This window comes from Bacillus sp. MYb209 (assembly GCF_002975175.1).
GTDB lineage: Bacteria > Bacillota > Bacilli > Bacillales > Bacillaceae_G > Bacillus_A.
This window is the reverse complement of the sequence record NZ_PCNZ01000002.1, coordinates 526141-546146: the sequence shown is the minus strand read 5'-3', so window position 1 is coordinate 546146 and position 20006 is coordinate 526141. Positions and strand designations below refer to the sequence as shown.

At 35.9% G+C, this 20006-nt stretch carries 20 protein-coding genes; 5 read left to right on the top strand and 15 right to left on the bottom strand.

The window, feature by feature from the left end:
* Window position 1 precedes the first annotated feature (1 nt).
* From ctaE to ctaB, 4 genes are all read right to left on the bottom strand, one after another.
* Window positions 2–625, bottom strand: a complete 624-nt coding sequence (gene ctaE / locus CQZ94_RS06610; protein WP_000557861.1) for a cytochrome c oxidase subunit III — start codon at window positions 623–625, stop codon at window positions 2–4.
* Window positions 625–2460, bottom strand: coding sequence for a cytochrome c oxidase subunit I (gene ctaD, locus CQZ94_RS06605; RefSeq protein WP_181149441.1), 1836 nt, complete (start codon window positions 2458–2460; stop codon window positions 625–627). Before ctaD ends, ctaE begins: the two co-directional genes overlap by 1 nt.
* Before the next feature lie 60 nt (window positions 2461–2520).
* On the bottom strand, window positions 2521–3570 hold the full coding sequence (gene coxB / locus CQZ94_RS06600) for a cytochrome c oxidase subunit II (protein WP_002088304.1): 1050 nt from the start codon (window positions 3568–3570) through the stop codon (window positions 2521–2523).
* 93 nt (window positions 3571–3663) lie between these two features.
* Complete coding sequence (ctaB, locus tag CQZ94_RS06595) at window positions 3664–4587, bottom strand: protoheme IX farnesyltransferase (protein WP_070144659.1); 924 nt, start codon at window positions 4585–4587, stop codon at window positions 3664–3666.
* Between the two features lie 496 nt (window positions 4588–5083).
* Here ctaB and ctaA point away from each other — a divergent pair, with 496 nt between their 5' ends.
* Window positions 5084–6019, top strand: coding sequence for a heme A synthase (gene ctaA, locus CQZ94_RS06590; protein WP_105584716.1), 936 nt, complete (start codon window positions 5084–5086; stop codon window positions 6017–6019).
* Window positions 6020–6105: 86 nt separating this feature from the next.
* On the opposite strand, the gene pyc is transcribed toward ctaA, so the two are convergent.
* The 3 genes from pyc to CQZ94_RS06570 all read right to left on the bottom strand — a co-directional run bounded on the left by pyc (window position 6106) and on the right by CQZ94_RS06570 (window position 11477).
* A complete protein-coding gene (gene pyc, locus CQZ94_RS06585) occupies window positions 6106–9552 on the bottom strand; it encodes a pyruvate carboxylase (RefSeq protein WP_105584715.1) in 3447 nt (1148 codons plus the stop codon).
* 333 nt (window positions 9553–9885) lie between these two features.
* Entirely contained in the window at window positions 9886–11064 is a 1179-nt protein-coding gene (ftsW, locus tag CQZ94_RS06575) for a putative lipid II flippase FtsW (RefSeq protein WP_105584714.1), read from the bottom strand.
* Between the two features lie 125 nt (window positions 11065–11189).
* On the bottom strand, window positions 11190–11477 hold the full coding sequence (locus CQZ94_RS06570) for an Fpa/YlaN family protein (protein WP_000135698.1): 288 nt from the start codon (window positions 11475–11477) through the stop codon (window positions 11190–11192).
* 150 nt (window positions 11478–11627) lie between these two features.
* Here CQZ94_RS06570 and CQZ94_RS06565 point away from each other — a divergent pair, with 150 nt between their 5' ends.
* Window positions 11628–12125: a hypothetical protein gene (locus CQZ94_RS06565; RefSeq protein ID WP_105584713.1), complete on the top strand. Its 498-nt coding sequence runs from the start codon at window positions 11628–11630 to the stop codon at window positions 12123–12125.
* Window positions 12126–12174: 49 nt separating this feature from the next.
* Here the strand turns inward: CQZ94_RS06565 and CQZ94_RS06560 are convergent, their stop codons facing one another.
* Both CQZ94_RS06560 and CQZ94_RS06555 read right to left on the bottom strand, forming a co-directional pair.
* Window positions 12175–13503, bottom strand: coding sequence for a PhoH family protein (locus CQZ94_RS06560; protein ID WP_105584712.1), 1329 nt, complete (start codon window positions 13501–13503; stop codon window positions 12175–12177).
* Window positions 13504–13750: 247 nt separating this feature from the next.
* The gene (locus CQZ94_RS06555; protein WP_002121984.1) at window positions 13751–14206 is read right to left on the bottom strand and encodes a pyridoxamine 5'-phosphate oxidase family protein; all 456 of its coding nucleotides are present in this window, start codon (window positions 14204–14206) and stop codon (window positions 13751–13753) included.
* Between the two features lie 145 nt (window positions 14207–14351).
* On the opposite strand from CQZ94_RS06555, the gene CQZ94_RS06550 reads away from it, so the two are divergent.
* On the top strand, window positions 14352–14552 hold the full coding sequence (locus CQZ94_RS06550) for a YlaI family protein (protein ID WP_105584711.1): 201 nt from the start codon (window positions 14352–14354) through the stop codon (window positions 14550–14552).
* 35 nt (window positions 14553–14587) lie between these two features.
* Here the strand turns inward: CQZ94_RS06550 and CQZ94_RS06545 are convergent, their stop codons facing one another.
* The 3 genes from CQZ94_RS06545 to typA all read right to left on the bottom strand — a co-directional run bounded on the left by CQZ94_RS06545 (window position 14588) and on the right by typA (window position 17188).
* Window positions 14588–14863: a hypothetical protein gene (locus CQZ94_RS06545; protein ID WP_002146008.1), complete on the bottom strand. Its 276-nt coding sequence runs from the start codon at window positions 14861–14863 to the stop codon at window positions 14588–14590.
* A gap of 17 nt (window positions 14864–14880) precedes the next feature.
* Window positions 14881–15183 (bottom strand): YlaH-like family protein, encoded by a 303-nt coding sequence (locus CQZ94_RS06540; RefSeq protein WP_002066917.1) that lies wholly within the window; start codon window positions 15181–15183, stop codon window positions 14881–14883.
* A gap of 160 nt (window positions 15184–15343) precedes the next feature.
* Window positions 15344–17188, bottom strand: coding sequence for a translational GTPase TypA (gene typA, locus CQZ94_RS06535; RefSeq protein WP_002111487.1), 1845 nt, complete (start codon window positions 17186–17188; stop codon window positions 15344–15346).
* A gap of 140 nt (window positions 17189–17328) precedes the next feature.
* Between typA and CQZ94_RS06530 the strand changes: the two genes are divergently transcribed.
* Entirely contained in the window at window positions 17329–17508 is a 180-nt protein-coding gene (locus tag CQZ94_RS06530; RefSeq protein ID WP_000400127.1) for a DUF5325 family protein, read from the top strand.
* A gap of 44 nt (window positions 17509–17552) precedes the next feature.
* On the opposite strand, the gene CQZ94_RS06525 is transcribed toward CQZ94_RS06530, so the two are convergent.
* Both CQZ94_RS06525 and CQZ94_RS06520 read right to left on the bottom strand, forming a co-directional pair.
* Window positions 17553–18344, bottom strand: coding sequence for an inositol monophosphatase family protein (locus CQZ94_RS06525; protein WP_078181626.1), 792 nt, complete (start codon window positions 18342–18344; stop codon window positions 17553–17555).
* A gap of 88 nt (window positions 18345–18432) precedes the next feature.
* Window positions 18433–18621, bottom strand: coding sequence for a hypothetical protein (locus tag CQZ94_RS06520; RefSeq protein WP_002121995.1), 189 nt, complete (start codon window positions 18619–18621; stop codon window positions 18433–18435).
* Window positions 18622–18826: 205 nt separating this feature from the next.
* On the opposite strand from CQZ94_RS06520, the gene CQZ94_RS06515 reads away from it, so the two are divergent.
* Complete coding sequence (locus CQZ94_RS06515; RefSeq protein WP_105584710.1) at window positions 18827–19453, top strand: YktB family protein; 627 nt, start codon at window positions 18827–18829, stop codon at window positions 19451–19453.
* Between the two features lie 80 nt (window positions 19454–19533).
* Here CQZ94_RS06515 and CQZ94_RS06510 read toward each other — a convergent pair whose 3' ends face one another.
* Window positions 19534–19803 (bottom strand): UPF0223 family protein, encoded by a 270-nt coding sequence (locus CQZ94_RS06510; protein WP_002111491.1) that lies wholly within the window; start codon window positions 19801–19803, stop codon window positions 19534–19536.
* Between the last annotated feature and the right edge of the window lie 203 nt (window positions 19804–20006).

Sequence of the window (20006 nt, the reverse complement as noted above, 5' to 3'; positions counted from 1 at the left end):
TTTATCCCACCATTCCCATCAAATATACTACAGTGAAAATAAACACCCAAACTACGTCAATAAAGTGCCAATAAATTGATGCAACATAAAACTTTGGTGCGTTGTATAAATTTAAGCCTCTCTTCGCGTTTCTAAAGATTAATGTTAAAATCCAACATAATCCAAACAACACGTGGAGCCCGTGTGTACCAACAAGAGCATAAAATGCAGAACCAAATGCACTACTTCTCATAGTATGCTTAAATTCATGCGTATAATGATAGAACTCATATATTTCAAACCCCAAAAATCCTAAGCCAAGCAATACTGTTACAAGTAACCAAAGTTGCATTTTCTTAAAGTTGAAATTTTTCATATGATACATTGCGTATACACTCGTTAAACTACTTGTTAACAAAAGCATCGTCATAATGAAAACGAGCGGCATTTGAAACATCTCTTGAGATGTTGGTCCACCATTTGTAGAGTTCTTTAACGCTAAATATGTGCCAAATAAGGAAGCGAACAACACTGTTTCGCCTCCAAGAAATAACCAAAAACCAACAAACTTATTTTTCCCCTCAAGGGTTGCTTTTTCAGGCTCTGCTGGAAATGTTTCATTCGTTAATTTCTCATCTACATGCATTACGCCTTGCCCCCCTTATCATCTAAATCTTCCTTATGAATATGATATCCATGATCGTCAATTACTGAACGAAGGAACATTGTACCAAACGTAATGATTAAACCGATAATTGCTACCAATAACCAAAATTTATCTTTACCACCCTGCATATACATTGCACCAAAAGCAGCTATAAATAGACCTAGAGAAATAATAAACGGTGAAAATGAAGAATTTGGCATATGAATATCACCGACCGGTTCCGCTGCTGTCATCTCTTTATTACCCTCACATTTTTCAATCCAAAACGGATCTAATCCGCGAACAAATGGTAACTGTTTGAAATTATATTCCGGTGTAGGCGCTGGCATTGTCCACTCTAACGTACGCGCATCCCACGGATCACGACCAGCCTTTTCTTTTGATACCGTTGTTTTTATTACATTGAATAAAAGAACAATCGTTCCAAGAGCCATAAACACTGCTCCAATGGAACTAATCATATTCCCCATTTCCAATCCTTGCCCCTCTAGATATGTGTAGTAACGACGCGGCATACCGATTAGACCCAGGAAATGCTGAATAAAGAACGTTAAATGGAAACCGATAAAGAATAACCAAAATGTTATCTTTCCTAACGTTTCATTTAATACTTTATTAAACATAAGTGGCCAATAATAATGCGCACCTGCAAGTAAACCAAATACAACACCACCAACAATTACATAATGAAAGTGTGCTACTACGAAATAATTATCATGAAACTGATAATCAGCTGGTGCAGAAGCAAGCATAACGCCTGTAACTCCACCCATAACGAAGGATGGAATAAAAGCTACCGCCCACATCATTGGTGTTGTAAACCTAATACTTCCACCCCACATTGTAAAGAGCCAGTTAAATATTTTAATACCCGTCGGAACTGCAATCGCCATTGTTGCAACTGAGAAGATAGCATTTGCAACAGGCCCAAGACCAACAGTAAACATATGATGCGCCCATACCATAAATCCTAAAAACCCTATTAATACTGTCGCGAACACCATCGAGGAATAACCGAATAATCGTTTTTTCGAAAATGTGGCGAAGATTTCTGAGAATATTCCGAAAGCTGGGAGTATAAGAATGTATACTTCCGGATGACCGAAGATCCAGAATAAATGCTCCCATATAATCGTGTTCCCACCTAGTGCCGGATTAAAGAAACTTGTGCCAAATAAACGATCTAACATTAAAAGTCCTAATCCTACAGTTAATGGTGGAAATGCAAATAAAATAAGTGAAGATGTTACAAATGTTGTCCATGTAAACATCGGCATGCGCATGTACGTCATCCCTGGCGCGCGCATATTAATAATTGTAACAAGGAAGTTAATACCTCCAATTAATGTACCAATACCTGATATTTGCAGGCCGAGTACATAAAAATCAACACCATGTCCTTTAGAGGCTAAAGCTAAAGATGCATACGATGTCCACCCTGCATCAGGCGCTCCTCCTAAAAACCAACTTAAATTTAAAAATAATCCACCAAAGAAAAATAACCAAAATCCGAGCGAATTCAAAAACGGGAACGCCACATCACGTGCTCCAATTTGAAGTGGTACAGCGGCGTTCATAAATGCAAACACGAGTGGCATAGCTGCGAGGAAAATCATTGTTGTACCGTGCATCGTTAATACTTGATTATAAGCATCCCCAACAAGAAAAGCATTGTTTGGAATCGCTAACTGCAGGCGAATAAATAGTGCTTCTATTCCACCTATTACAAAAAACAATCCACCTGCAATTAAATAGAGAATGGCAATCTTTTTATGGTCTACTGTCGTTAAATAATCCCATATGACAGCACCCATCCCCTGTTTTTTTGCTACAGAACTCACGTTTTCAACCTCCCCTTCGCAAATGATCCCTCTTTACTTTTCAATCTTTAACGTTTGTAAATATGCATTTAATGCATTAATTTGATCATCCGTTAAGTTGCCATATTTACCAGTCATTTTATTACCTGGTTTCATATTTTCAGGATCTTTGAGCCATTTTTTTAAGTTCTCTTCATTATTTTCGGCAATACCAGCAACCATATCGCGATCTGCAAAGTTTGCTAAGTTCGGTGCGATACGAGCAGAAGGTGGTCTACTATCATTTGATCCAACTGCATGACAACCAATACAGCTTTTATTAAATATTTCTTGACCCTCTTGCGCCTTTGTAGAAGCTACTTCTTTTTTTCCATCAATCTTCTTCATGTCAGCAAGCCACTTTTTGTACTCGCTTTCATCCAGAGCTTTCACTTTGAACTGCATTAAAGAATGTGATGGGCCACAAAATTCTGTACAAAAACCATTATAAGTGCCCGATTTATCTGCCTTTAACCACATTTTGTTTACATTATCTGTATTTGTATCCATTTTCCCAGCTAAAGATGGAACCCAAAACGAATGTTTAATATCGGCACCCTTCAAATTCAAATACACTTTCTTACCTGTGGGGATAACTAAATCTTGAGAAGTTACTATTTTTTCTGATTTATAAGAAAATTCCCACCAATAAAGATTCGCTGTTACATCAACAACGATAGTATCTTTATCAATATTCTTTTTCTCCATCGCACTTACATCAGCAAGCTTGAATGTATATGTAACAGTCGGAACAGCCAAGATTAACAAAAGAATAATCGGAATAACTGTCCATATAATTTCTAGTTTGTGATTTCCTTCAACTTGCTCTGGAATATAATCTTCCTCACCCTTTTTTTGTCGGAAACGCACAATTACATATAAGAAAATAATAGTAACTACAAGTACTACTCCTACCATGATTGCACTCGCTAGCAAGAGTAAATCATATTGCATTTTTGCTACTTCCCCTTGCGGAATTAAAGTAGACTGAAAAGCTTTACCGCATCCCCCTAACAGTAAAGCCAGCAGTGAAACGAACGAAAGCAGTCGCCACTGTTTCTTCATACAAACAACCCCCACTTTCTTTGTGAATTAGATTGTACTTTATAGTTAAGTAAAGTAAATCTCAACGTAAAGAAATCCAATCATGTCGTTGTCTTAGAAGAATGTAACTACAATCATTGACACAAATAAGATTGTTAAGTAATTCAGGGAATAAACAAACATTTTTACGGACCATTTGATGTCATCTTGCTTACGGAAGCCATAAAACCCTAATGCGATCCATCCGATGTTAAGCAATGTTGCAATTACCATGAATGTTATTCCAAGCCCACTCATATAAAATGGTAGTGGTAATAAACATACTGTCCAAATCATAATCTGACGTTTCGTAATATCAAATCCCTGTACAACAGGAAGCATTGGGATTCCTGCATTTCGATATTCATCAACACGCTTCATCGCTAATGCGAGGAAATGTGGGATTTGCCAAATAAACATAATTAAAAATAACATCCAAGCAATTGGATGATTTAAAGACGGATCAATTGCCGCCCATCCAATTAAAGGTGGAACTGCTCCTGATATACTACCTACAACAGTATTTAACGTATATTTCCGCTTCGTCCATAACGTATATAAAACAACATATGTGAAGGCACCAATAAATGAAATTAACACTGCCATCGGTGTAGTAAGTAATAAAAATGCAAAGCCAAGAAGTAAAATTACAAGTCCAAATGCAAGTGCAAAGCCAGGTTTATATTTACCTGTTACCGTTGGACGGTTTTTTGTTCTTTCCATTAATGGATCGATATCTCGGTCAATGTAGTTATTTAAACAACATACCCCAGCCATAATTAATGCAGAACCAACGATTGTGAAAAATAGCTTATCTAGATTGTCCATAACACTCAATCCATTAAAATGTAAAGCCAACCAAAATCCTGTAAATACAGTAAGTGTATTTGAGTTTACAATCCCCATTTTAACGAGCGCTGATAAATCTTGTAACCGAGTTGTTTCCGGTACAATTGAAACAGCTGACTCATCATGCAGCTCACTTGTTGCATGGTTCATCACTTTAACCCCCTCTTAAACCTATCATCTTTCTAAGCACATATTTCATGTGAAATATTTCGCTTCTATATAGCAATATTATTACAGTAGAAATATTATTAACCCATTCTACTACTAATCTACGCCCATACTCCAATATATTAAATCACATTTCCTGAACTTTTTGTGAAGAAAACATGAACTTTTTGTGTCGAACATTAAAAACTTTATTCTAATTTATCCTTATCATAACATGATGTTATCTTCTATAATAAACTATTTTGTCATATTTAGCATGTATTCTCCCCATTTCTTTTCAAAACAGCCTGAATTCCTCCTAAAATATGTATTTGAAATCCCATTTTTTTCTTTATAATACGTACGTTGTCCTCGCTCTCCATTTCTTTGCTATTTTATTATTTTTTATATATCATAGGACTGTAGCACGTTTTATTCTATACATAATGGAATGAAAATATTTCGCAATAACTTCATAGCAGAAAGATGGTGAAAGAGATTGCAACGCTTTATTAAATGGTTAGCAGTCATTACAAGTCTCGATTTATTAGTAGTTTTACTAGGAGGCGCTTTAGTTACAAAAACGGGTTCAGGCCAAGGATGCGGCAAATCATGGCCTCTTTGTAACGGTGAATTTGTTCCATCTAATTTATCAATGGAAACTATTATTGAGCTAAGTCACCGCTTAACATCTGGATCAGCAGGAATCCTTGTTACTCTTCTTTGTATCTTGTCCTGGAAATATTATAAACATGTGCGCGAAACAAAGACGTTAGCAATTTTATCCTTCGTATTTTTAGTTGCACAAGCATTAATGGGGGCGGCGGCGGTTGTTTGGGGTCAAATGCCTGCTGTATTAGCTATTCATTTCGGTATTTCCTTAATTTCATTTGCTTCTGTCATCTTGTTAACGTGTCTTATTTTTGAAATTGATCAGAAATTTGATGCACGTTCACTTATTATGGACAAAAAAATGAAATTTCATATTTATGGTGTAACAATTTACAGTTATATCGTTGTCTACACAGGAGCTTTAGTACGTCACGAACGAGCTACCTTAGCCTGTCCAGACTTCCCTTTATGCAGTAAAAATAGACCTATGCCAACTCAACTACATGAGTGGGTCCAAATGGGGCATAGAGTTGCAGCTATGTTAATATTCGTTTGGATACTATACGCAATGTTTATAGCTATTCGTCATTACAAGCAGCAGCGTGTAGTATACTGGGGATGGATTATTTCATTTATCCTTGTTACACTTCAAGCTATAGTAGGGATTTTAGTCGTATTTACAAATGCTAGTTTAGCAATGGCATTATTACATTCGCTCTTCATTTCTTGCCTGTTTGCTGTACTATGCTATTTAGTTATGATAGGTACAAGAAGTACAGTCAATGCAAAAGAAACTGAATCAACTTCTAAGCAAACAAAATAAAGTAAAACTTTAATACCTTGCCAATTCGGCAAGGTATTATTTACACACAAAAAAGAGCTGCTTTCGCACAGCTCTTTTTCTTTATTTTAATGATCTAATTCAATGAGTAAATCTCCCGTTTGAATTGCATCCCCATCATTTACATATACTTTTTTCACTTTACCACTAAATGGCGCTTGAACCGTCGTTTCCATTTTCATCGCTTCTGTAATTGCCATGGAATCACCTTTTTTCACTTCATCGCCTTCTTTTACAACTACTTTAATAACAGTTCCCGGCATCGTTGCGCTAATATGATTTGGATTTTCACGATTCCCCTTCACACGCTGTGCAACAGTTGCTTTCACGCTTTCATCTTTCACTACGATTTCACGAGGTTGTCCATTAAATTCCAGGTAAAGCACACGATTTCCATCTGGCTGTGGCTCCCCAATGGAAACTAGTTTAACCATCAATGTTTTACCTTGCTCGATTTCCACATCAATTTCTTCACCAAGTCTCATACCATAGAAGAATGTCGGTGTATCAAGCACAGATACATTTCCATAAGTCCCAGCAACTTTTTCGTAGTCCATAAATACTTTTGGATACAATGCATATGCGACTACATCAAAAATTGTTACTTCGCGTCCAAGTTTGTGGAATAACTCTTCTTTTAAAGCATCGAAATCTACTGGTTCTAATAATTCACCCGGTCTTACTGTTAATGGCTCTTTCCCTTTTAAAATAATTTTTTGTAATTCTTTCGGGAAACCACCATATGGTTGTCCTAAATCTCCAGAGAACATTTCAACAACAGATCCTGGGAAGTCCATAGCATGTCCACGTTCTAAAATATCTTGCTCTGTCAGATGATTTTGAACCATAAATAATGCCATATCACCCACAACTTTAGATGACGGTGTTACTTTTACAATATCCCCAAACATGTCATTAACACGACGGTACATCACTTTAACTTCATCAAAGCGATCTCCTAAACCAACCGCCTTCGCTTGTTGTTGAAGATTACTATATTGTCCACCTGGCATTTCGTGCATATATACCTCTGTGTGAGGAGCGTTCATACCACTTTCAAATGGTGCATAGTATTTACGTACATCTTCCCAATAATGAGATAGTTTTTCTAATGAGTCTATATTAACATCTGGTTGTCTTTCGTTTCCACCTAACGCATAGTATAGTGTATTCGCACTCGGTTGTGATGTTTGACCAGCCATAGAACTCACCGCTACATCGACAATATCAACACCTGCTTCAATCGCCTTCGTATACGTTAAAATACCATTTCCGCTCGTATCGTGTGTATGCAGGTGAATTGGAATCGACACCGTCTCTTTTAGTGCTGAAACTAAATCATATGCTGCGTTTGGCTTTAATAAGCCCGCCATATCTTTAATTCCTAAAATATGAGCTCCTGATGCTTCCAACTCTTTTGCTAAACCTTTATAATAACTCAAATCATATTTACTACGTAACGGATCATGAATGTCTCCTGTGTAACACATTGTCGCTTCTGCAATCTTACCAGTATCTCGTACAGCATCAATTGCAACTCTCATGCCTTCTACCCAGTTTAAGCTATCAAAAATACGGAACACATCAATTCCGGCTTGCGCGGAACATTCTACAAATTTTCGAATTAAATTATCTGGATAGTTTTTGTATCCAACTGCGTTTGAAGAACGAAGTAACATTTGGAATAAAACATTCGGCATTTTTTCACGAAGATCTAGTAATCGTTCCCATGGATCTTCTTTTAAGAAGCGATACGCAACATCAAATGTTGCACCGCCCCACATTTCTGCTGAGAATAGATTTGGTAACATTCTCGCGGTCGGCTCTGCAATTTGATGTAAATCTTTTGTACGAATACGCGTTGCAAGTAAAGACTGATGCCCATCACGGAATGTTGTATCCGTTAAAAGTACACGTTTTTGATCTTGAACCCACTTTACTAATCCATCCGCCCCGCGCTCATCTAAAATTTGTTTCGTTCCATTTTGAATCGTTTCTGAATGTTTCAAACTTGGTATACGAGCATCTGGGAAAATTGGCTTCTCTTTTTTCCCTACTCCTGGGAAGCCATTTACTGTAACTGAACCAATGTAATTTAACATTTTTGTTCCGCGGTCTTTACGTTTCGGGAATAGGAATAGTTCAGGTGACGCGTCAATAAATGAAGTATCATACTCTCCCGATAAGAAGTTTCTATGTTTTACTACATTCTCTAAGAATGGAATATTTGTTTTAATGCCACGAATACGGAATTCTTTTAAATTACGTTCCATTTTTGCAGCAGCTTGTTCAAAAGTAAGCGCCCAAGTTGTAACTTTTACAAGTAAAGAGTCGTAGTACGGTGTAATAACTGCACCTTGGAAACTATTACCTGTGTCAAGACGCACACCAAAACCACCGCCTGATCGATACGCCATAATCTTCCCTGTATCAGGCATAAAGTTATTAAGTGGGTCTTCTGTCGTTACACGAGATTGAATTGCATAACCATGCACAATAATCTCTTCTTGTTTCGGCACACTTACCATCTTGCTATGTAAAGCATGTCCATCTGCAATTAAAATTTGTGATTGAACAATATCGATTCCTGTAATCATTTCTGTAATTGTATGTTCTACTTGAACACGTGGGTTTACTTCAATAAAGTAAAATTCATCATCTTTCACTAGGAATTCAACTGTTCCAGCATTTAAATAATTTACATTTTTCGTTAACTTTACTGCAGCATCACAAATACGCTGACGCAAATCATCTGAAAGCGACACGCTCGGTGCAATTTCAACTACTTTTTGATGGCGTCGTTGTACAGAGCAATCACGCTCATACAAATGAACAACATTACCTTCTTCATCTGCTAAAATTTGTACTTCTATATGTTTAGGTTTTTCAACGAATTTTTCAACGTACACTTCATCATTACCAAAGGCTGCTTTTGCTTCTGATTTCGCGCGATTATACGATTCTCTTAATTCTTCACTAGCACGTACAATACGCATACCGCGACCGCCACCACCAAGGGATGCTTTAATAATAATCGGGTAATCATACTTTTCAGCAAATTCTTCAACTTCTTCTATTGAATCTATTGGACCATCACTACCAGGAATAATTGGAATTTGTGCTAGCTGCGCTTGTGTTCTTGCTTTAACTTTATCTCCAAACATGTCTAAATGCTTACTTTTTGGACCGATAAAGATAATCCCTTCTTCTTCACAACGTTTTGCAAATTGAATATTTTCTGACAAGAAACCATATCCAGGGTGGATTGCATCTACATGATTACTTTTCGCAATCTCAATAATGCCTTCAATATCTAGATAAGCATCAATTGGCTTTTTTCCTTCCCCAACTAAATAGGACTCATCGGCTTTATAGCGATGATAAGAACCGCTATCCTCTTTAGAATAGATTGCAACTGTGTTTAATCCAAGTTCTGAACATGCTCGGAACACACGAATTGCTATCTCTCCACGGTTAGCTACCAATACTTTTTGAATACGTTGCAGCTTTGTCATGATTTTCCCCCTCTATTTTCCTACCACTCTAGAGATAAAATACATACACACTCTAAAGAGCGTGAAGTTCTTCACTTTCTACATTATATTATACTTAGAAAGCTTCACTTTATTTTTATCCATCATACCTTATTTTTCAACAAATGATAAGTTTTCTGATCAATTTGTTTCACAAAAATAGTATAGCATACCTCTTCCTTTTCTAACAACACTATTGTATATCACATTCACTTAAATGTAATATACTTTTTATTTTAAAAGAATCAATATTATATCACATTTAAAACATAACAAAATAAAAAACACATTGAACTCTAGAGCTCAATGTGTTTTTTATTTTACAACAACAAGATGCGGTCCACCTTGTTCTATTTCGTTAGTCAATTCGTTTTGTTGTTTCTCTTGTCGTCTTACATAACTAGAAATATTTAACAGTATACCCATTGCAAGTAAATTAGCCAATAAAGAACTACCACCATAACTTACAAACGGTAATGGTACCCCTGTAAGCGGTATTAACCCAGACATACCACCGACATTTATAAAAGTTTGAACTCCAAACAAACTTGCAATTCCAATTGCTATTAAACTTCCAAACGGATCTTTGCACTTTTGTGCAACCCTAAATGCCCGAACAATAATAAGTAACAAACAGATTAAAATGACAGCTACACCTATAAAACCAAGCTCTTCAGATATAATTGCCATAATAAAATCTGTTTGCGGTTCTGGTAAGTATCCATATTTTTGCACACTATTCCCTAACCCTCGACCATTTAGCCCTCCTGAAGCAATTCCAATAAAAGAATTTATCAATTGGAACCCATCATTTTGAGGATCGTTAAATGGATCAAGAAAAACTGAAAACCGAGCTTTTTGGTACGGACTTAACTTATAGTTCCCAATAAAATATAACGCTGGAATCCATACTATAGACGTTAAGAGGAATCGCTTTATACTTAAATTAACATTAACTCCTGAACAAAAGAACATAATCAGTACAGTTCCACCTATTAGTATATCGGTCCCTAAGTCATTTTGAAGTAAAATTAATCCCATCGCTCCACCGACAACAGTTAGAGGAGGAATTATCCCTTGTACAAAAGCTGTTTGCGTTTCTTGTTTCTTAGCAAAAAAGTTTGCTAACGTAATAATAACCGTTATTTTCACAAACTCAGCTGGTTGTATACCTAATATCCATCCTTTTGCACCATTTACGTCCTTACCGAAAATCAAGGCTGCTAATAATAGACCAATACTCCCTATTCCCATTGCGATCAAAACTATTCGCTTTCTCCACAACTTATAAGGAATAGCAACGATAATCGCTAACATTATCGTTCCAATAGCTAAAGCAATTAATTGTTTTTTAAAAAAGTAATTTGCTGGCCAGTTATGCCTCGAAATCGCAACAATGGAACTAGAACTATATACCATTATAACTCCCAACACACATAAGATAACAAGAGGAAGTAATAATGAATAATCCATCGATTTCCATACTTTTTTCATTTCATTTCCTCTTTCTGTTTCAATTTAATTATTGTTGTATTCCATATGTATATAGGTTCTTCCTTCTTTATTATACAAATAAAAAGCCCAAACTATTTCAGTTTGAGCCCCCTTATTTGAACCCGTTATTGTTGTTTGTTTGTAAATGCTTCATGAAGTGCAGACAACTCACGTTCGAGCTCTCCTAACATTGCTTTCCCTTGTTCTTCTGCAATAAGACCAAGGCGAACCGCAAAATCGACCTCGCGGGATAGTCCAAACATTTGTGTGTCTAATACTTCTTCATATAATGGACATTGCGGCATTGTAAGATTGTCCATTTGTACCTTAATAAGTCTTAAAATCTTCTCTGCATCCGCTTGTAGAAGGGCTAGTGCCTTTTCCTGATGATTTGATACTGTCTCAGACGCCAAATTGATTCCCTCCGTTTCCGTCCTACTCTCTCATATCTATTAATATTAGCGATAGTTTTAATAAATTGCAATAGAAACATTTTTTGTGACAACAGTGTCTAATACTATTATACTGAAAAGTGGGAGTATAACACAAATGGGGGAACAACAATGAGCGAAATTTTATTTATTAATGGAAAAGTTCGTTTTTCAATCACTATCGATCCAACTGTATGGATTTTCGATGATCGAAAAATAGATTTGACAACTTACTTTGATGAAACTAGAGAAGAATCATCCGAATTAGAAACATACTTAAAACATACTTCAGAGCATTGGGATCGCGAAATCCGTGATGGTGCTGCCTTCCCGCCAATACAACAAAGTGTAAAGAAATATAAAAAAGAACAGCTTATTAACGGGACATTTGGCATACCACTTCATCCATTTCTTAAAAATGCTGAAATTTTAGAAGATGCTACTCAAGTCGAAATTGAAACCACAGACAATACAATTACACTTCCGTTAGAAACAGCCCATAAAGCTATTCTCGGTTTTTCAAAAGAAGGTAAACCATTACGAGAAGACGGGCCTGTTCATCTATATTTCCATGATGGATCTAATAGACAAAATCCGATTCGTAACATCCGTAAATTTACAATCATTTAAATTGTATAATTAAAAGGCAAAAAAGGAGTGAGCTTAGGCTCACTCCTTTTTATAATAAATCCGCTGCTAGTTGTGCTAAATTAGAACGCTCTCCTTTAACAAACTTTACATGACCACTAATACGTTGTTCTTTAAACTTCTCTACAACATATGTTAAACCGTTATTATATTCATCTAAATACGGGTGATCAATTTGCTGAGGATCCCCCATTAATACAATCTTACTTTTTTCGCCTACCCTTGTTAATATCGTCTTCACTTCATGCTTCGTTAAATTTTGTGCCTCGTCAATTATAATGAACTGGTCTGGAATACTTCTCCCGCGTATATAGGTAAGCGCTTCTACTTCAATCGAACCCATCCCAGCTAAAATAGCATCTAGCTCCCCAGGCTTTTTCGTGTTGAATAAATACTCTAGATTATCAAAAATCGGCTGCATCCACGGTCTTAATTTTTCCTCTTTCTCTCCTGGTAAATAACCTATATCTTTTCCTACCGGTACAATCGGTCTCGCGACAAGTAGTTTTTTATATAACCCTAAATCTTCCGTTTGCATTAGTCCCGCAGCTAATGCAAGTAACGTTTTTCCTGTACCGGCTTTCCCTGTTAACGTTACAAGTGGAATATCTTCCCGAAGTAGCAATTCTAACCCCATAATTTGCTGCACGTTTCGTGGACGTATCCCCCACACTTGCTCATTGTGAAAAATAAGTTTCTTTACCTTCTTACCTAAATGATCCACAATCCCAAGTGCAGAACTAGAACCCCCCAGTGCATCTTTCATTACAACAAACTGATTTGGATAAAAAGGATGATTTGCGATTTCAGATAAAGGTAGTTCACCTTTTTCATAAAAATAATCTAACTGTTCTTTTGATATATACCCTTCTAAAAATCCTGAATATATATTTTCCACTTCGATTACTCGGTCACTTAAATAATCTTCGGCCTGCAATCCGATTGCATCAGCTTTTACCCTTACGAGTACATCTTTACTTACTAAAATAACTGATTTCCCGTCCTCTTTTTCTTGTTCTTCTAAAGCTAAGTTTTTCGCTACCGCTAAAATTCGATTATCATTTGTTTTTTCTACAAAAATATCTTGTAGTTGAACAAATGAGCGATGATTTAATTCAATACGGAATGTACCTCCGTTTTCTAACGGAATACTTTCATGCAGCTTTCCTATTTCACGAAATTTGTCTATTAACTTAGATACATAGCGAGCATTTCGTCCTACTTCATCCATATAACGTTTTTTCGAATCAACCTCTTCTAACACAACTGCTGGAATCACTACTTCATTTGTTGCAAATGAAAAAATAGATAAAGGATCCTGCAAAAGTACATTCGTATCTAACACATAAATTTTATCCAACCTGTTACCCCCTGACTCCACTTTTAAATTTGTAGAACAAGGGTTTCATCCATATAAATATGGACGAACCATTGTTATAATTATATGTACCGTAAAAACGAGGTAGAATCGAAATTCATAGAAATTAAACCTTTTCTTTATTTTTTATTCATTTCTATTCAATATATTACTTTTAATTATAATTTTTCACATTAAATCACAATACTCACTTGTAAAAGTTTATGAACGATGTTCCTATTCATCTTCTTTATAATTCTTTCATTCCTACTAATACTTGATTATCAAGCTTTTTAGCAGCACGAAGATCATATGTTTTTTCATATGTTGGTTCAGTAGCAAGTTTCGCACCATAAAACATAACATCACGAACTTCTTGCACAGTCACTTCTACTACCGTTAATTTTAGAGGAATCCCTTCCATTCTATCTGTTAAAATTTCACTTTCACCACTTATGGAAAATACGGATTCATTCGCCATTATAGTCAATACAACCCCTGCACTATGCCGTATATTTCCCACAATACGTGAGCGTTGATCTACCGCAAATCGAATACTAGTTTCACTCACTGCATATACCCAAGAAATAGCACTTACGTTAGGGATTTGTTTTTCGAAATCTGTTGTTGCTATCATAACGATACATTCTTTACGCAAAGATTGTACTAAGTCATCTGTCAATGTAGGCTCAACTACATTCGCCATATTTCCACCTCCAAATATTCTTTATATATCCTTATCATAACCTATTTTTCGAATTGCGAAAATATTATTTTTTCCCGCTATTATTCAAAAACATTATACTTCCATGATATACTTATACTGATAGAATTCGTATTGAGGTGACGAAATGAGAGTCAAATGTATGATTTGTGATAAAAGAGATATGTTAGATGACGAAAATCCTATGGCAAAAAAACTGCGTAATCGCCCTATTCATACATATATGTGCATGGAATGTACGGAACGAATTGCAGAGCGTACTATGGAACGCCATGCGAGTGGTAATTTCCGATTATATCGTGATAAAAAAGTAGAAGACGATTGGTAAACCGGAAATAAGTCCTTAATCATATAGATAAGGACTTATTTGTATTTTTCTGGTTCACGATTCATCTGATCCAAAAAACAATCAATGGCTTCTACCGGAAATCTTGCACACCTTATTTCTCCATCAATTTCATATGTAATCAAATACATTTCCTCATTCTTTTCAACTTCTACATTTCGTAATTTATGCTCTTCATATATCATATTTTGAAATAATACATACGTTTCTTGTGCAGCGCTATCATCTGGACGTGCTTCCGCAACCGTTTTAATTGTTAACCAATTATATAGTGCATCTTGTACTGAGCGCATGAAAGCCCCTCCTTTTTTCACCCTGTTTTTTGTTGTTTAGCTTGACGTAAACGCAGTCTATAAATTCCAAGTACAATTGCCGCTACAACGAGCCCCTCTCCAACGGGTAAAAAAACTGCAAAAAAAGTTAATACCGTGCATCCAATTGCTAAAGATGTATATATCACTATATTTTTTAGCACCGATAGCTTCCTTGCAAATCCTAAATTATATACAAGTGCACTTAATAAAATTATTGTTCCATAAAGCAACCACATCCCTAACTCTGGATTTTCATCAACTTTACAAAGTTTCGCGAAAAATGACATCCTTTCTAACACTATCTTTCACCTCTTCTCATGAAACAAATTCTCTTTATGTACTTAATACAAGAGTAACTCGCAAAAAAAATACTGTCCACAAAAAAGAGTAAATATTCTAAAAAAATAAACATAAAACAAAAAAACAGCTACCTTTATAAAAGGTAGCTGTTCTATTATTTTATGCTTCAACAGATTTCTTTTTCTTAGCAGCTCTTTCGCGCTCACTCTTATCAAGAATCTTTTTACGTAAACGAATTGATTCTGGAGTTACTTCACAGAACTCGTCATCGTTTAAGTACTCTAATGACTCTTCTAAAGTCATTAAGCGTGGTTTTTTCATTGTTGAAGTTTGATCTTTCGTCGCAGAACGAATGTTAGTTTGTTGTTTCATTTTTACAACGTTAACTGTTAAATCATTCTCACGTGTATGTTCTCCAACGATCATACCAGCATATACTTCTGTACCTGGTTCAACGAAGATTACACCACGATCTTCAACTTGCATAATACCGTATTGTGATGCTTTTCCTGCTTCAAGTGAAACTAGAACACCTTGGCGACGTCCACCAACTTGTCCAGCATGTACTGGTTGGTAGCAATCAAATGTGTGGTTTAAAATACCGTAACCACGAGTTAATGTTAGGAATTCTGTTGTGTAACCAATTAAACCACGTGCTGGAACCATGAAAGTAAGGCGAACTTGACCGTTTCCGTTATTCACCATATCTAACATTTCACCTTTACGTGCACCCATTGATTCCATAATAGAACCAGTGTATTCTTCAGGCACATCGATTTGTACGCGCTCTACAGGCTCACTTCTTACGCCATCGACATCTTTAATAATTACTTCAGGCTTAGATACTTGTAGTTCATACCCTTCACGACGCATGTTTTCAATTAAGATAGATAAATGTAATTCCCCGCGTCCAGATACGATCCATGCATCAGGAGAATCTGTATTATCTACACGTAAACTTACATCTGTTTCTAATTGTGAACGAAGACGCTCTTCAATTTTACGAGATGTAATGAATTTACCTTCACGACCTGCAAATGGGCTGTTATTTACAAGGAATGTCATTTGTAATGTTGGCTCATCAATACGTAATAATGGTAAAGCCTCTTCATGCTCGACCGGACATACCGTTTCACCTACGTTAATGTCTTCCATACCTGAAACAGCTACTAAATCTCCAGCTTTTGCTTCTTCAATTTCTTGACGTTTTAATCCAATGTAACCAAATAATTTAGTTACACGGAATTGTTTTACACTTCCGTCAACTTTCATTAATGCAACTTGTTGTCCTACTTTCATTGTACCGCGGAATACGCGTCCAACCCCAATACGACCAACATAGTCATTGTAATCAAGAAGTGCTACTTGGAATTGAAGTGGCTCTTCGCTGTTATCAACTGGTGCTGGAATATGTTCAATAATCGTGTCAAACAATGATTTCATATTCTCTTCTTGATTTGCTGGATTCGAATCTAAGCTTGCTGTTCCGTTCATTGCTGATGCAAATACAACTGGGAACTCTAATTGATCTTCGTTTGCACCAAGTTCGATGAATAAGTCAACTACTTCATCAACTACTTCATCAGGGCGAGCGAAGTCACGGTCAATTTTGTTTACAACAACGATTGGAGTTAAGTTTTGCTCCAGAGCTTTCTTTAAAACAAATCGTGTTTGTGGCATACAACCTTCATATGCATCAACAACAAGTAGAACACCATCAACCATTTTCATGATACGTTCTACTTCTCCACCGAAGTCAGCGTGACCAGGTGTATCTAAAATGTTAATTCTTTTATCTTCATAGTGAATCGCAGTATTCTTCGCTAAAATTGTAATACCACGTTCTCTTTCTAGATCATTTGAGTCCATTGCGCGTTCTTCAATATGTTCATTCGCACGGAACGTCCCCGCTTGACGTAATAACTGGTCAACAAGTGTTGTTTTACCATGGTCAACGTGGGCAATAATTGCTATATTTCGTAAATCTTGTCGTTTTTTCAACATGTCCAACTCCTAATGTCTTTTTAATCCTTCTCTATTATAAGAGCGAAGGGGATACAATGGCAATCAAAATAAAATCAAGAATGAAAATATAGTTGTATTCTTACTTTTGTGAAAGTAAAATAAGATTGGAGGGTGAAGAAATGGAACACATTCAATATCGCTTTTTATTAACAGCAATTATCGGTGTTATCTTCTTAATTGGTATCGGAATTATGATTGCTGAAAATAGTCCCATCGGCATTATTATTTGCATTATCGGCACATTTGTTACAGTTGGATACGGTTTTGTAACAAAAAGAAAAATGCGTAAATCGCAATAACATTAAAAAGTAAGAAGCTTCTTTATGCCTCTTACTTTTTTTCATTATTGCGATACAAATGGTAATAATTCTTCGTATACTCCTGGTTTTGCAACTAACACACTGCTTTTCTCTACAATAGAAAGGGGCGTTCCCAAGAACGTTGTCACTTTACCCCCAACTTCTTCTACAATAATCTGTCCCCCGCCAAAGTCCCATGGCGATAAGCGCGGTGTTACATATGCATCTAATCTTCCCGTTGCAACATATACCATTTCTAACGCTGCACAACCATATGACCTCGTACCTCTCGCCTTCTTAACGAGCATCATCATTTTTTCCATATTAAGCAATGGATTATCAGTAAGCCATATCGCATTCAAAGCTATAATTCCATGCTCTACCGTTCCTTTTTCCAGCATGGGAATAGCTAAATCATTGCAAAAAGCCCCTTCTCCCTTTACCGCATGATATAGTTCATCATGAACCGGATCATAAATAAGACCAATCTTTCCGATACCGTTCTCATAAATCCCGATTGAGATTGCGAAATTCCTTTTTTGATGAACAAAGTTCATCGTGCCGTCAATTGGATCAATTAACCAAACAACCCCATTAGAAGAGGTAATCTCATCTCCGTAGCCTTCTTCTCCTAAAATATTATGAGCCGGGAATGTTTCTTTAATTTTCCCAATCAAAAACTGCTCCGTTTCTCGGTCCATGTTTGTTACTAGATCAGCTGCATTTGACTTTGTTTCTATAATAAGTGTTTTTTTCAGTGACGCCATTAAATGTTCTCCGGCTTCTCGAATCCACTGTTTCGCGTGTGTATCGATGTCTTTCCATACTTCTTGCATGTTTAAACACTCCGATCTATACTGTTCACAGAAAAAACGAACCCTTTATAAGGTTCGCACCAACTAATTATTTATACATATACTATTATTACGCTTCTAAACGGATCATTTCAAGTCTTAACACTTCTAATTTTTGTACGCACTCTTCTTTTTTCTGTTTGTCGTTATCCATCATCGCATCATATAAAGTTGCTAATTCATAATCTAGCTCCAAACGTAGCACCGGAATTCTCTTTTCAGCATCTGTTCTCTTTAACGCATTAATCACCTGTCTCATTTTTTTGCCTCCTCCCAATATTCGTCTGCCCTCGGACTAGAATTGATTCAATTTTCTGATTTTTTGTTTTATACTATACTATGTTGGATAAATCATCTATGCAACAAAATTATATTTTTTTATTTAAATTTTTTTGTGCTGTTTTTTTTATGAATAGTACAAGCTATGCTAAAATTAAAACAAAATAGGAGTTGGAGGAACAATCATGACACTACAAACATTCACATCCACTGATTTTGAAGTCTTTACTGTTGATGGTCTTGAAGAACGAATGAGCGCAATTAAAACGAATATTCATCCTAAGCTAGACGCTTTAGGGGAACAGTTTGCAGAATATTTATCACAACAAACTGATGAAAACTTTTTCTACCATGTAGCAAAACATGCACGCCGCAAAGTCAATCCACCAAACGATACTTGGGTTGCTTTTTCAACAAATAAACGTGGATATAAAATGTTACCACACTTTCAAATTGGTTTATGGGGTACTCATGCCTTTATATACTTTGGTTTAATCTATGAGTGTTCACAAAAAGTGGAGACGGCTCACGCCTTCTTAGAACATTTAAATGATTTAAAAACAAATATTCCAAATAACTTCGTTTGGTCCATTGACCATACTAAACCAGGTGTAAAATTACATAAAACGCTTGAAACAGAAGACTTACAAAAGATGATTGAACGTTTAGCTACTGTGAAAAAAGCAGAGTTATTAGTCGGTATTCATATATCACCAGAGGAGTTTTCAGCAATGACCAACGAACAATTCCTTGCTAAGATTGAATCTACGATGCAACCACTCCTTCCTTTATATGCACTTTGTAATCGATAGTAGAAAACGGACAATTTATATTGTCCGTTTTTAGTTGTTATCACATTATAGCACTTCGTATTTTATTTTTCAAAATATTTTTACATTTTAACAATCTTTTTTTCCGCTACTTCCTTTGCTTTTTGAATCGTACGATATATAGAATATCCACTTACTTCTTGAAATTCTTTATCAATTTTTTTCTCCGCTGCCTTCGATGGCACAATCTCTTTAAAACGACGATATAATTCCATCAAATCTTCTCTCAAAACTCCTTTTTCATATACCTTTTCAATCGCTTCATAAAACTTTACAACTGCTACCATTTCTTCATTTGACCAATCGTAATCAAGTGGATATTGATATTCCATTTTTGCACCTCATTCAGTATTCTTTCTTTTTCTATTATGCTACCTTTAAGAGAACCTTTTATTCTTCACTATAGCCACTCTGCATTATACACCATTTATCCATTTCAATGGAATTGTCTTCCTCTTTGCGGTATTTAAAATATAACTATTAAACATACTCACCTTGAAAATGCGATTTTTCTATACATCTATAATTATTGGTG

Excerpts from the sequence above, each read along its gene's own strand:
- ctaE (WP_000557861.1), bottom strand. The coding sequence starts at position 625 with ATGCATGTAGATGAGAAATTAACGAATGAAACATTTCCAGCAGAGCCT.
- ctaD (WP_181149441.1), bottom strand. The coding sequence starts at position 2,460 with ATGGGTGCTGTCATATGGGATTATTTAACGACAGTAGACCATAAAAAG.
- coxB (WP_002088304.1), bottom strand. The coding sequence starts at position 3,570 with ATGAAGAAACAGTGGCGACTGCTTTCGTTCGTTTCACTGCTGGCTTTA.
- ctaB (WP_070144659.1), bottom strand. The coding sequence starts at position 4,587 with ATGAACCATGCAACAAGTGAGCTGCATGATGAGTCAGCTGTTTCAATT.
- pyc (WP_105584715.1), bottom strand. The coding sequence starts at position 9,552 with ATGACAAAGCTGCAACGTATTCAAAAAGTATTGGTAGCTAACCGTGGA.
- ftsW (WP_105584714.1), bottom strand. The coding sequence starts at position 11,064 with ATGAAAAAAGTATGGAAATCGATGGATTATTCATTATTACTTCCTCTT.
- CQZ94_RS06565 (WP_105584713.1), top strand. The coding sequence starts at position 11,628 with ATGAGCGAAATTTTATTTATTAATGGAAAAGTTCGTTTTTCAATCACT.
- CQZ94_RS06555 (WP_002121984.1), bottom strand. The coding sequence starts at position 14,206 with ATGGCGAATGTAGTTGAGCCTACATTGACAGATGACTTAGTACAATCT.
- CQZ94_RS06550 (WP_105584711.1), top strand. The coding sequence starts at position 14,352 with ATGAGAGTCAAATGTATGATTTGTGATAAAAGAGATATGTTAGATGAC.
- CQZ94_RS06545 (WP_002146008.1), bottom strand. The coding sequence starts at position 14,863 with ATGCGCTCAGTACAAGATGCACTATATAATTGGTTAACAATTAAAACG.
- typA (WP_002111487.1), bottom strand. The coding sequence starts at position 17,188 with ATGTTGAAAAAACGACAAGATTTACGAAATATAGCAATTATTGCCCAC.
- CQZ94_RS06530 (WP_000400127.1), top strand. The coding sequence starts at position 17,329 with ATGGAACACATTCAATATCGCTTTTTATTAACAGCAATTATCGGTGTT.
- CQZ94_RS06525 (WP_078181626.1), bottom strand. The coding sequence starts at position 18,344 with ATGCAAGAAGTATGGAAAGACATCGATACACACGCGAAACAGTGGATT.
- CQZ94_RS06520 (WP_002121995.1), bottom strand. The coding sequence starts at position 18,621 with ATGAGACAGGTGATTAATGCGTTAAAGAGAACAGATGCTGAAAAGAGA.
- CQZ94_RS06515 (WP_105584710.1), top strand. The coding sequence starts at position 18,827 with ATGACACTACAAACATTCACATCCACTGATTTTGAAGTCTTTACTGTT.
- CQZ94_RS06510 (WP_002111491.1), bottom strand. The coding sequence starts at position 19,803 with ATGGAATATCAATATCCACTTGATTACGATTGGTCAAATGAAGAAATG.